A 12,225-nucleotide genomic window follows, 5' to 3' on the forward strand; every position below is an offset into this window, starting at 1 on the left:
TTACCACAAAAAAGAGGGATATGCGACCCTTTTCGCTATCCCTCCCCATTTCACTGTTTTTTTGTAATGTATTTTTGCTTTAATGCATTATGTTCTTCTAATGTTTTCGCATAATACACCTCACCACTTGGTGCAGCTAAGAAATAATAATAATCTGTTTGCGCAGGATCTAACGCTGCTTCCACTGAATGTTTACCAGAGTTTGCAATCGGTCCAACCGGCAACCCTTTCACAACATACGTATTGTACGGTGAGTTTACTTTCAAGTCTTCGTATAATACACGTTGTTTATGCTTTCCAAGCGCGTATAATACCGTCGGATCCGTTTGAAGCGGCATACCTTTCGCTAAACGATTATAGAAAACACTAGAGATTTTTTGGCGATCAGTAAAGCCAGTAGCCTCTTCTTCAATAAGTGAAGACAACGTGAGAAGTTGATGAACATCCCAGTTCTTCGCTTTCATTTTCGCCTCATTTTGAACAATAATTGCATTTGTTTTCTCAAGCATCGGGATTACAATTTCTTCTAATTTTGTATCCTTTTTATAGAAAGAATACGTTGCTGGATATAAGTATCCTTCTAGTGGATATTTAATGTTACTATCAAAAATTTTATCCGTTAATAGCTTCGGATACTTTTGCTGCATTTTTTGGATAAATGCTTTATCGTTTAATTGACGCACAACATCATCTTTATTCCACTTTAATTCTGCCGCAATCACTTCAGCAATTTCAGTTACTTGCGCCCCTTCTTTAATCGTCACTTTATAAAGAGCCGGACGATGTACGTTGCCAGATGACATTTGTTCAATGACATCGTTGGCGCTCATCGAAGGATTTAATAAATATGTACCTGCTTGTAAGCTTTTCGACTTAAATTTCGTATAAAAACTAAAAACTGTACTGCTTTTCACAGCACCTTTTTCTTCTAAAATCTCACCGATTTTACTTGTAGATGACCCCTTTGGAATCTCTACCTCAATCTCTTTTTTATTTCCGCTATCAACTGGCCCTAATGCAGATGAAATATACGCATAGACTGATCCACAAACTAAAAGCAGTGCGATAATCGAAATTAAAAAAATGCGTCTACGCTTCTTCTTCACTTGATTCTCTACCAAAATTCTTCCTCCTTATTCAATTGTAGACCGTATACACTTCCTCTATACAATGCCCTACAAACATAAAGCAAAACCAATCATTTCTAAATAATCGGTGACAGCTACTTATTTAAAGCCTTTTTTCATACAACCCGTCTTATTATACTATAAACAATTAAGTAGTTTCGACAAAAAATCTGTCATTTTGCATATGAATACAAAAAAGGCGAACTGTGTACACAGTTCGCCTTTTTATCCATTACTATTCTTCTTCTTGCTCATCAGCAAGAGTGTTAAACATTTCTTGTACCATTTCCCACTCTTCTTCAGATTCAATTGAAAGTAATGTTCCGCCCTCTTCTTCACTTTGCTCATATGCCATTGCATCGAAGATTTGGTCTCCATCTTCGTCTACTTCACCGATTGGAGAGAAGACTACGTAAGATTTTTTGCCGAATTTTTCAGCATCAAAAGTGAAAATAATTTCACATAAATGTTCGTTTCCTTTTTCGTCTACAATTGTAATTTGATTTTCTTCCATTTTGGTCACCTCTTATTTACTATCTAAAAATCCTTGTAAGATCACGACTGCAGCCATCTTATCGATTACCTGTTTTCGCTTCTTACGGCTCACATCAGCTGAAATGAGCAGACGTTCCGCTGCCATCGTCGACAAACGCTCGTCCCACATTACAACTTCTAATTGTAACAGATTTCGCAGGTTTTCTGCAAATTGCTGGCACGCTTCACCACGAGGGCCGATTGTACCATTCATATTTTTAGGTAAACCTACTACTATTTTGTCCACATTGTACTGTTTTACCAACTCAGAAATACGGTCAAAACCAAAGTGGCCTCGTTCTTCGTTAATCCTGATTGTTTCCAGCCCTTGTGCTGTCCAGCCCATTTCATCGCTCATTGCAACACCGACTGTTTTAGTACCAACATCTAAACCTAATATCCGCATAAACTACTCCTCACGATGATGTTTCAAGTAAGACTTCACAAGCTCTTCAATTATCTCATCACGTTCAAGCTTGCGAACGATGCTTCGTGCATCTTTATGGCGAGGTATGTATGCTGGATCTCCACTTAATAAATAACCGACGATTTGGTTAATCGGATTATAACCTTTTTCTTGAAGTGCATCATACACAGTTAAAAGTACATCATTTACATGGACACTCTGTTTTTCATCTTGAATGCTAAACTTCATTGTCTTATCAAAACCGTCCATTTCAAGCACCTCACTTGTAAGTAGTAAGTATAGGGAGAAGAACTTCTCCTCTCCCTACCATTGTACACTACTATCTCTTTATTTTGAAACAGATTTAACGTACTCTTGTACAAACGCTAAAGCTTCCTCTACTTGCGCTGGGTTTTTACCGCCTGCTTGTGCCATATCAGGACGGCCACCACCGCCGCCTCCACAACGAGAAGCTACTTCTTTCACAAGTTTACCCGCATGGTAACCTTGACTAATTAAATCTTTCGTTACGCCAGCTAAAATGTTTACCTTATCGTCATTTACAGACGCTAATACAACAACTGCAGACTCTAATTTATTTTTAAGGTCATCCATCATTGTACGTAAGTTGTTCATATCTGCAACATTTACTTTCGCCGCTAATACGTTCACGCCATCAACTGTCATTACTGAATCAGTTAAGTTTCCAGCTTCGATATTGCTTAATTTCGCAGCAAGAGATTCGTTTTCTTTTTGAAGTTGTTTTACTTCAGTAAACAAACCATCAACTCTTGTTAAAATATCTTTTGGATTTGTTTTCATTTTTCCTGCTGCTTCTTTTAATAAACCTACTTGATCGTTCATTAATTCGTATGCAGACTTACCAGTTACCGCCTCAATACGACGAGTTCCTGCACCGATACCAGACTCAGCAACGATTTTGAAAATACCGATAGACGCTGTGTTATCAACGTGACAACCACCGCAAAGCTCTAAGCTGTAACCTCCAACTTGTACAACGCGTACAACATCTCCGTATTTTTCACCGAATAATGCCATTGCACCCATTTCTTTCGCTTCTTCGATTGCTTTTTGAGAAATCTCAACATCAATACTTTCCCAAATTTTTTCGTTTACGATACGCTCAATTTTTTCTAACTCATCAGCTTGTACTTGGCCGAAGTGTGAGAAGTCAAAGCGTAAACGTTCAGAAGTTACAAGAGAACCAGCTTGGTTAACATGCATTCCAAGTACGTCTTTTAATGCTTGGTGCAGTAAGTGAGTTGCTGTATGGTTTTTCACAACGCTACTACGGTTTTTCGTATCGATAACAGCTTTTACAGCCGCATCTTTCGTTAATGTACCTTCTTCAACAACAACTTTGTGTAAGTTTTGGCCATTTGGTGCTTTTTGTACGTCTTTTACAACAACTTTTACGCCGTCAGCAAGAAGGTAACCGCGGTCTGCAATTTGTCCACCGCTCTCAGCGTAGAATGGCGTTACATCAAGCATTAATTGTCCTTCTTCACCTGCTTGTAAGCTATCTGTATACTCACCATTTTTCACAAGTGCAACAACGTTACTTTCCGTTGCAACTGTACCGTAACCAACGAATTCACTCGCTACTTTAACTTCACCAAGTACACCGCCTTGAACTTGCATAGAATCAACGTCTTGACGAGCAGCACGTGCACGCTCACGTTGTTTCTCCATTTCATTTTCAAAGCCCGCTTGATCAACTGTCATACCAGCTTCTTCTGCATATTCTTCTGTTAATTCAATTGGGAAACCGTACGTGTCGTATAGGCGGAACGCATCTACGCCAGAAATAACAGTTGTTTTTTCTTCTTTCGCTTTTGCAATTACTTCAGCTAAAATTGATTCACCATCATGAAGTGTTTCATGGAAACGCTCTTCTTCATTCTTCACAACTTTTGCGATGAAATCTTTCTTTTCAAGTACTTCTGGATAGAAGTCTTTCATTACTTCTCCAACAACCGGTACTAATTCAAACATGAATGGACGGTTGATGTTTAATTTCTTAGAATAACGAACAGCACGGCGTAATAAACGACGTAATACATAACCACGGCCTTCGTTAGATGGAAGAGCACCGTCACCAACAGCGAATGTTACTGTACGGATATGGTCAGCAATTACTTTAAACGCCATATCTTTTTCTAAATCGCCATTACGATATTTCTCACCAGAAATTGATTCTGTTGCACCAATCATCGGCATGAATAGGTCTGTATCAAAGTTCGTAGGTACATCTTGAACGATAGATGTCATACGCTCTAGACCCATCCCTGTATCGATGTTTTTCTTAGGAAGTGGCGTATATGAACCGTCTGGATTATGGTTAAATTGAGAGAATACAAGGTTCCATACTTCTAAGTAACGCTCGTTTTCTCCGCCCGGATATAATTCTGGGTCGCTAAAGTCATTACCGTAAGATTCACCGCGGTCATAGAAAATTTCTGTATTCGGTCCACTTGGTCCTTCACCGATATCCCAGAAGTTTTCTTCTAAACGGATGATGCGTTCTTTTGGAACACCCATTTTCTCATTCCAAATTGTGAATGCTTCTTCATCTTCCGGATGAATTGTAACAGATAGTAATTCTTTATCGAATCCAATCCATTTGTCGCTCGTTAGAAATTCCCAAGCCCAAGTAATTGCTTCTTCTTTGAAGTAATCACCGATTGAGAAGTTCCCTAACATTTCAAAGAATGTATGGTGACGAGCCGTTTTCCCAACGTTTTCAATATCGTTTGTACGAATTGATTTTTGTGCATTTGTAATACGTGGATTTTGCGGGATTACACGTCCATCAAAATATTTCTTTAATGTCGCTACACCACTATTAATCCATAACAGAGATGGATCTTCATGAGGAACTAGTGATGCACTTGGTTCTACTGCATGTCCTTTTTCTTGGAAAAAGTCTAAAAACATTTGACGAATTTGTGCGCCTGTTAGTTGTTTCATTGTATTTTCCTCCTTAAATATAAAAAACTCCCGCCCCTAATAAAAGGGACGAGAGTTAACTCGCGATACCACCCTAATTATGAATTGATTATTATAACAATCAATTCATCACCTCATGGTGCCGTAACGTGGCAAGACGGCAGTGATTAGCTGCTCTCAGGATTAGCTTTCTGTTACCCTTCATTTAAAGCTCCTTTCAGCCAGTGGAAGCTTCTCTCTACAAATGGACTGTAACGTACTTGTTCCGTCATTGATTTAATGTATTATATGACTAAATATAATAGAATTCTCTTAAGTTTGTCAATGTAGATAATCATTTATATTGTATCAATTGCTTATTAATCATAGTTATTCTACTATTCATTCTTAACAGCCTTTAAATATATTATGCATTTATTACTAAATAGGAATCTTCTCTCAAAAAATACTTTATGCAAATTTCTAAATATTACATTATTTGTTATAATTAAATTATTAACAATAAAGGAGCGATTACAATGACAACCTTATTGAATCAAGCTAAAGAAATGTTAGCAACTGATGAAAAAATCCTTTTTTATGCAGCATGCTCATTAAATATATTTATATATCGTTCCGTCGCAAGACCAGGACTGTTAATTTTAACGAACAAACGGCTCTTCTTTTATGGACCAGATGTAAGTAAGAACCCAATATTTGAAGAGTACTCTTTTGCAAACATTTCTAATCTAAAAGAGCAAAAGCGTCTTTTCAGCAATCAAATTATATTTATGTACGATAATGAATGGAAAAAAATAAAACATATTCAAACAAATGATGTAAGTTCTCTCGTTCAACAAATACACGAGCAACTCTCTAAATAATGATAGCCCTCTACTTTTATAAGTAGAGGGCTATCATATTACACATCTTCTTTTTTCCAAAGAGGCCTCACATGAACGACCACTGTCCGAATGACCGCTAAAATAGGAACCGATATTAGTAATCCTACAATCCCCGCAACTTCTCCCCCTACTAGTAATGCAAACATAATGATCACAGGATGCATACGAAGCGACTTACCAACGATGTAAGGCGATAAAATGTTACTTTCCAAAAATTGCAAAATAGCAATCGTAATTCCCGCCTTAATGAGTAAACTCGTTGATACCGTTGCTGCAATCATCAACGTCGGAATCGCCCCTAAAATAGGACCAAAGTACGGGATTATATCCGTTACCCCAATAATAATACCGAGTAATAACGGATATTTCATACCGATAAACCAAAAAGAAAGAACAGATACTCCCCCTAATACTAAGCAAACAAATAACTGCCCTCGAATATAACTTCCGAGTGATTTATCAATTTCTTTCGCAAGCATTTGCCCCGTACTACGCCACTTACTCGGGACTAATTTCCAAAATATATGATAAAACTCACCGTAATCTTTTAATATGTAAAATACAATGAACGGAATTAAGAAAATAATGAGTAACGAATCCAGTACACCACGAGCTGTGCTCATGACTTTATTTAAAAGCGCTTGAATCTTCGTTTCTACACCACCAAAAATTTGTTTCACCTTTTCATGAATAAATGATGGGAAATTCGCTGTTTGTTCTGTAACTCCATCCATCCAAGAATCGTACATTTTTGTAAACTGCGGAAATTGTTCATTAATTTCTTGTAACTGTTTAATAACAACTGGCGTTCCTTTATAAATTCCATAGCCAATTCCGCCAAAGAAAAGAATATAAATGAGCAAAATAGCAAGTGTGCGTGGCATTCCTTCCTTATGGATTTTTTCAATTAAAGGGTGTAATAAATAAGCAATAAAACAAGCAATAAAGAACGGTGTGATTGCCACTTTAAATACAAAAATAATCGGTGCCCATAGTGGCTTGATTTTTAAAAAGACGAGCAAACAAAGAAAAACGAGTAACAATAATCCTAAACGATATATCCAAATGATTTTAAGATTCTTCACACGAAAAACCTCCTCCATCTTTATTTTGAAAATAAATAGGTTAGGTTATGTGCAAAAGTTTTAAAATCTTTTTATACAGACCATACTGTTTTTTAAAGACATACATATATTTAACATAATAAGGACAACCACCCCTTGAAAATACAAAATGTCAAAATATAATCAGGAGGGCTCATAATGATCTTATTTATGCTTGCATTATCCGCACTTTTTATGCTTCTTGAATGGATTTGTATCGGGTTTGGTATTTGGAAAGGCTTCTTTATTCGTTCCTCACGAAAGGAAAGAGCTAAGCACTTATGGCATTATGGAATGCTTGGCGTTGGATGCTACGGTTTATCTTATCTCTTCTCTGAAATCGGACTTTTATATTTGCATACAAGCGCATAAAAAAACTCCCTTATCATAAAGGGAGTTTTTTACGCCTTATAAATAAGACTTAATCATCTTACGTGCTTTTTTCACATTGCGTTTTGAGAATACATCTTGTTTGCGAGCATATTGATACGCTGCAGCTCCAACACCTAATGCGATTAATGAATTGCGTAGATTCAAAGTAAATCCCCCTTTTCGTTATCCGATCGTTCTTTCATTATCATCAAATAAATCATCAAGAGAGCTTAATGAACCATCTTCCTCTACTTGATGTGTATGGATTTTCCCCTTTGAAACCGATAATTCGATATAACAATTCCAGCAATAAAATTGGTTGACACCTATTTTTCCGATGTCTTTCCCTTTGCAATTTGGACAACTGAACATATGGCTTTCATCTCCTTACAGTCTCCCAGATTCTATTCGCCATTATGTCCAAACTGCATTCATTTATACATTGCTAGAACCTTTCAACGTTATACGTTTGAAAGGTTCACTATATAATTTCACCTTGTTACATGAAATCATACGGTGAAATGTTTTCCACGTCCATTTCTTCACCATTAACTGTCACCATCTGCACTTCTCCTTGTGATTCTTGCAATCGGCCAGCTAAAGTCGTTTGACGCATTGCATCATCAAGGCGATTTACACCGGATTGAAACGCTGCTTCCTCCCCGCAAATAATAAGGAATTTCTTACTCCTTGTAATACCCGTGTAAATTAAATTACGACGTAACATACGGTAGTAGCTCTTTACAATTGGCATAATAACTATTGGGAATTCACTACCTTGCGATTTATGAATCGAGCAGCAATAGGCATGCGTAATTTGATTTAAATCCGGCTTTGTATATGTTACTTCAATTCCATCAAATGAAACGATAATCATATCTTGTTGCTCGACATTTTCTTTCGCATAAAATACTGAAACAATTTCTCCAATATCACCATTAAACACTTGGCTTTCCGGCTGATTGACTAATTGAAGTACTTTATCACCTCTGCGGTATACAACGTCACCGTAGGCAATTTCTTTACTCTTTTCTTTTTTCGGATTAAACACTTCTTGAAGAGCTTCATTTAACACATTAATACCTGCTGGTCCGCGATACATTGGTGCCAATACTTGTACATCTCTTGCACTAAAGCCTTTTGTCTTAGCATTTTCACAAACCTTTTTAACAACCTCAACAATTTGAGCACCTGCACAGCTGATAAATGAACGATCTTTTTTATTTTGTGCTAAATCTGGCGGGAGCGTCCCGTCTTTTATCGCATGGGCAAGCTGAATAACAGACGAACCTTCTGCCTGACGATAAATTTCTGTGAGTTTTACCGTTGGAATGGCACCTGCATTTAATAAATCTTTCAACACTTGTCCAGGTCCTACCGATGGTAATTGGTCTTCATCACCTACAACGATTACTTGGATGTTCGTCGGCAAGGATTTAAACAATTGATTTGCAAGCCAAATATCTACCATCGAAAACTCATCAATAATAAGGAGCTTCCCTTGTACAGGGTCTGTTTCATTGCGCTGAAAAGATCCTTCTGGCGTCCATCCAAGCAGACGATGAATTGTGCAAGCTGGAAGTCCTGTCGATTCACTCATGCGCTTCGCCGCTCTTCCAGTTGGGGCCGTTAATAATATTGGAAATGGATTATCATCACTATATTCATTCGGATTTAATGATACTCCGTGAAGTGACGCATACATTTCAACAATTCCTTTAATAACTGTTGTTTTCCCCGTCCCTGGTCCACCTGTTAATAACATCATCGGCTTATGAAGTGCAGTTTGAACTGCTTCTTGCTGAAGCGGCGCATACTGTACCTTTAGCTGTTCTTCAATTTCTCCTAATGTTTTTAACACTTCTGCTTCAGGGAATGCAGGGGTTTCTTCTTGATTCATAAGACGACGAATTGACTTTACAACGCCTTTCTCAGAATAGAATAAAGAAGCTAAATACACTCGCTCTTCTTCTATAATGACTTTCCCTTCGCTTTGCATCATTTCAACGCAGCCTACAATACCTTCCTCAGTCACTCTGCCTTCTTGATTATTTAAAAGTGACATCGTTTCTCTTACAAGCTGACCTTTTTCCATATACACGTGACCGAGTTGTAATGAAATATTCTCTAACGTATAAAAACACCCTGCACGTACACGGTCGTCGTGATTGCCCGTTATTCCGATTGCACGCCCTATATCATCTGCTCTTCCAAATCCAATTCCGTCCACTTCTTCAATAAGTTTATACGGATTATTACGAATCACTTCTAATGTCATCTCTTTATATTGCTGATAAATTTTAATAGAAAGTTTTGTTCCAAAACCGTAACCATTTAAAAAACTCATCACTTTCTCGAGCCCTTGATGCTCAATAATCGTCTCATATATTTCCTGCGCTTTTTGCTTGTTTACAACACCACTTAACGCATCCGGATCATCCATAATTTTAGAAATCGCATGCTCACCAAGATGGTCCACGATTTTTTCAGCTGTACGCTTTCCAATCCCTTTAAATAAATCGCTCGCTAAATATTGCACCATACCTGCTTTTGTTTGTGGCAGTTCTTTTTTAAACGTTTCAACTAAATATTGTTTTCCATACTTTGGGTGGTCTTTAAAGTGACCTGTTAATGTAAACACTTCATCTTCATGCATACGGGGAAAATGACCGTTTATCATTACTTTTTTTTCGTCGTATGTTTCATTCGTTTCAATGACTTTCATACTGACAACGGAATAGAGGTTTTCTTCGTTGTGGAAAATGGTATGAAGAACTTGCGCTTTTATAAATTTTTTTTCTTCCTCAAACAAATCCATTGCATGTTGATTTCCCATATTGCCTCTCCTTTCCGAGTTCTTTTCACTTTAATGAGCAGTACATCCCCCACCTCTTTCACAATCTTTAGATGAGGGGTAACTGCGCATTAAACTATAAGTTCACTTTATTCAGCTTCTTGCTCTAATAAACGAATACCATTACCAGCTAAAAAGTGGTCTGCTTGAATTTCAGTCGCTTTCTTAAATAAAGTAAGAGCTTTCTCGTTATTCTCCTCGAATACGTACGCAACACCTAAATTATAATACGCATCTGCATGCTCTTCATCCATTTCTAACACCTTTTCAAAATAAGGTTTTGCCTCTTGAATATGTTCTAGTCGTGCGAAGCAAAGTCCGCATTGGAACACAGCTTCTACATCGCCTTCATCTAATTCCGTCGCTCTTTGTAAAAATGGAAGTGCAAGACGATCATTTCCAAGTTGCACATGTGTGATACCTAACATAAATGTTACGTCAGCTGATTGTAATCCCACTTGCATCGCTTGTTCAAATACAGCCTTCGCCTCTGCAAATTGCTCTTGACCATAATATACGTTTCCTAAGCCATAATAAGCAGCCGCAGATTTACCATCTAATTCTAATGCACGTTTATAAAATAAAATTGCTCGCTCACTATCACCTAATACATCTAATAAATTCGCAAAGTTAATGTATCCAAGCGCATCTTTCGGATTTTCTTCGATTGCTTCTGTGAAATTTTCAGCTGCTTCTTCCCAGTTTCCTTCTTGCATATATTTAATACCTGTTTCAAGTTTGTTTGACATATCCTTCACCTCTACAACAAATTATAACAAAGAATGTATTTTCCAAGCGAACAAAAATTCGCTTTATGTAAAAGAAACCTCTAACCGCTAATCGGCAGAGGCTTCTCGTGTTATCCTAAATAATCTAATTTCTTACCACTATGATATACTTCATCAATTGTAGCGCCGCCTAAGCACTCATCTCCATCATAGAAAACAACTGCTTGGCCTGGCGTAATCGCACGAATTGGCTCATCACAAAGAATACGAACTGTATTTTCATCAACGATTTGAACCGTTACTTTATTGTCTGCTTGACGATAACGGAATTTCGCTGTACACGTAAATTCTTTTTCCTTCGCTTTATTACTTACCCAGCCTACATTCGTAGCAATAACTTCATCACCATATAGAAGTTCGTTATGGAATCCTTGATCAACATATAAAATGTTTTCTTTCAAGTTTTTTCCCACAGCAAACCACGGATCACCATTACCACCAATACCAAGGCCATGACGTTGTCCAATTGTATAATACATTAAACCATCATGTTTCCCTTTCATTTCACCAGATAATGTTTGCATCACACCTGGTTGCGCCGGTAAATAGTTACTTAAGAAATCTTTAAAGTTACGCTCACCGATGAAGCAAATACCAGTACTATCTTTCTTCGCCGCTGTCGCTAAACCAGCTTCTGTCGCCATTTCGCGAATTTGCGGTTTCTTTAATTCACCTAATGGGAACATTGTTTTTGATAGTTGCTCTTGGCTTAATTGATTTAAGAAATATGTTTGATCTTTATTGTCATCAACGCCGCGAAGCATTTTATATTCGCCGTCCATATAAGCAACGCGTGCATAATGACCTGTTGCTACATAATCAGCACCAAGTGCAATTGCATGCTCTAAAAATGCTTTAAATTTAATTTCTTTGTTACACATTACATCTGGGTTTGGTGTACGACCAGCTCGGTACTCATCTAAAAAGTACGTAAATACTTTATCCCAGTATTGTTTTTCAAAGTTTACTGCATAATACGGAATACCGATTTGGTTACACACTTCAATTACATCATTGTAATCTTCTGTTGCTGTGCAGACACCATTTGCATCTGTATCATCCCAGTTTTTCATAAAAATTCCGATTACATCATAACCCTGCTCTTTTAATAAAAGAGCTGCTACAGATGAATCGACGCCACCGGACATCCCGATGACAACGCGTGTTTCTTGAGGTAGTTTGTTCAT

At 37.5% G+C, this 12,225-nt stretch carries 13 protein-coding genes and 1 other annotated feature; of the genes, 2 read left to right on the forward strand and 11 right to left on the reverse strand.

Translation table 11 applies throughout. The features are described 5' to 3' along the window. Nucleotides 1-50: 50 nt before the first annotated feature. From mltG to alaS, 5 genes are all read right to left on the reverse strand, one after another. Nucleotides 51-1,121: an endolytic transglycosylase MltG gene (mltG, locus tag JFT95_RS19550; protein ID WP_002015278.1), complete on the reverse strand. Its 1,071-nt coding sequence runs from the start codon at nucleotides 1,119-1,121 to the stop codon at nucleotides 51-53. A gap of 241 nt (nucleotides 1,122-1,362) precedes the next feature. Then, nucleotides 1,363-1,641: a DUF1292 domain-containing protein gene (locus JFT95_RS19555; protein ID WP_002034112.1), complete on the reverse strand. Its 279-nt coding sequence runs from the start codon at nucleotides 1,639-1,641 to the stop codon at nucleotides 1,363-1,365. A gap of 12 nt (nucleotides 1,642-1,653) precedes the next feature. Next, nucleotides 1,654-2,067, reverse strand: a complete 414-nt coding sequence (gene ruvX, locus JFT95_RS19560) for a Holliday junction resolvase RuvX (RefSeq protein ID WP_001221204.1) — start codon at nucleotides 2,065-2,067, stop codon at nucleotides 1,654-1,656. A gap of 3 nt (nucleotides 2,068-2,070) precedes the next feature. Beyond that, a complete protein-coding gene (locus JFT95_RS19565) occupies nucleotides 2,071-2,337 on the reverse strand; it encodes an IreB family regulatory phosphoprotein (protein ID WP_000348591.1) in 267 nt (88 codons plus the stop codon). A 78-nt stretch (nucleotides 2,338-2,415) separates the two neighbouring features. Then, complete coding sequence (alaS, locus tag JFT95_RS19570; protein WP_201053002.1) at nucleotides 2,416-5,058, reverse strand: alanine--tRNA ligase; 2,643 nt, start codon at nucleotides 5,056-5,058, stop codon at nucleotides 2,416-2,418. Nucleotides 5,059-5,099: 41 nt separating this feature from the next. Further along, nucleotides 5,100-5,318: a binding site (T-box leader), on the reverse strand. A gap of 237 nt (nucleotides 5,319-5,555) precedes the next feature. Here alaS and JFT95_RS19575 point away from each other — a divergent pair. After that, a complete protein-coding gene (locus tag JFT95_RS19575; protein ID WP_201053004.1) occupies nucleotides 5,556-5,900 on the forward strand; it encodes a PH domain-containing protein in 345 nt (114 codons plus the stop codon). A gap of 38 nt (nucleotides 5,901-5,938) precedes the next feature. On the opposite strand, the gene JFT95_RS19580 is transcribed toward JFT95_RS19575, so the two are convergent. Next, entirely contained in the window at nucleotides 5,939-7,006 is a 1,068-nt protein-coding gene (locus tag JFT95_RS19580; RefSeq protein ID WP_002129216.1) for an AI-2E family transporter, read from the reverse strand. A 177-nt stretch (nucleotides 7,007-7,183) separates the two neighbouring features. Here JFT95_RS19580 and JFT95_RS19585 point away from each other — a divergent pair, with 177 nt between their 5' ends. Beyond that, a complete protein-coding gene (locus tag JFT95_RS19585) occupies nucleotides 7,184-7,396 on the forward strand; it encodes a hypothetical protein (protein ID WP_002015285.1) in 213 nt (70 codons plus the stop codon). A gap of 36 nt (nucleotides 7,397-7,432) precedes the next feature. On the opposite strand, the gene JFT95_RS19590 is transcribed toward JFT95_RS19585, so the two are convergent. From JFT95_RS19590 to mnmA, 5 genes are all read right to left on the reverse strand, one after another. Further along, entirely contained in the window at nucleotides 7,433-7,561 is a 129-nt protein-coding gene (locus JFT95_RS19590; protein WP_002015286.1) for a YrzQ family protein, read from the reverse strand. Between the two features lie 18 nt (nucleotides 7,562-7,579). Beyond that, nucleotides 7,580-7,768, reverse strand: coding sequence for a hypothetical protein (locus tag JFT95_RS19595; protein WP_002015288.1), 189 nt, complete (start codon nucleotides 7,766-7,768; stop codon nucleotides 7,580-7,582). A 127-nt stretch (nucleotides 7,769-7,895) separates the two neighbouring features. Next, on the reverse strand, nucleotides 7,896-10,232 hold the full coding sequence (gene recD2 / locus JFT95_RS19600; RefSeq protein WP_201053006.1) for an SF1B family DNA helicase RecD2: 2,337 nt from the start codon (nucleotides 10,230-10,232) through the stop codon (nucleotides 7,896-7,898). 107 nt (nucleotides 10,233-10,339) lie between these two features. Further along, nucleotides 10,340-10,999 carry a tetratricopeptide repeat protein gene (locus tag JFT95_RS19605; protein WP_002088750.1) on the reverse strand — a complete coding sequence of 220 codons (660 nt, stop codon included), beginning with the start codon at nucleotides 10,997-10,999 and terminating at the stop codon, nucleotides 10,340-10,342. Between the two features lie 110 nt (nucleotides 11,000-11,109). Then, nucleotides 11,110-12,225 carry a tRNA 2-thiouridine(34) synthase MnmA gene (gene mnmA, locus JFT95_RS19610; RefSeq protein ID WP_201053008.1) on the reverse strand — a complete coding sequence of 372 codons (1,116 nt, stop codon included), beginning with the start codon at nucleotides 12,223-12,225 and terminating at the stop codon, nucleotides 11,110-11,112.

Origin of the sequence: Bacillus sp. TH17 (assembly GCF_016651125.1) — a bacterium.
Taxonomy (GTDB): Bacteria; Bacillota; Bacilli; order Bacillales; family Bacillaceae_G; genus Bacillus_A; species Bacillus_A mycoides.

Coding starts and splice junctions, on each gene's coding strand:
- alaS (WP_201053002.1), bottom strand. CDS start 5,058: ATGAAACAACTAACAGGCGCACAAATTCGTCAAATGTTTTTAGACTTT.
- JFT95_RS19555 (WP_002034112.1), bottom strand. CDS start 1,641: ATGGAAGAAAATCAAATTACAATTGTAGACGAAAAAGGAAACGAACAT.
- mnmA (WP_201053008.1), bottom strand. CDS start 12,225: ATGAACAAACTACCTCAAGAAACACGCGTTGTCATCGGGATGTCCGGT.
- ruvX (WP_001221204.1), bottom strand. CDS start 2,067: ATGCGGATATTAGGTTTAGATGTTGGTACTAAAACAGTCGGTGTTGCA.
- JFT95_RS19565 (WP_000348591.1), bottom strand. CDS start 2,337: ATGGACGGTTTTGATAAGACAATGAAGTTTAGCATTCAAGATGAAAAA.
- JFT95_RS19585 (WP_002015285.1), top strand. CDS start 7,184: ATGATCTTATTTATGCTTGCATTATCCGCACTTTTTATGCTTCTTGAA.
- JFT95_RS19605 (WP_002088750.1), bottom strand. CDS start 10,999: ATGTCAAACAAACTTGAAACAGGTATTAAATATATGCAAGAAGGAAAC.
- JFT95_RS19595 (WP_002015288.1), bottom strand. CDS start 7,768: ATGTTCAGTTGTCCAAATTGCAAAGGGAAAGACATCGGAAAAATAGGT.
- JFT95_RS19575 (WP_201053004.1), top strand. CDS start 5,556: ATGACAACCTTATTGAATCAAGCTAAAGAAATGTTAGCAACTGATGAA.
- recD2 (WP_201053006.1), bottom strand. CDS start 10,232: ATGGGAAATCAACATGCAATGGATTTGTTTGAGGAAGAAAAAAAATTT.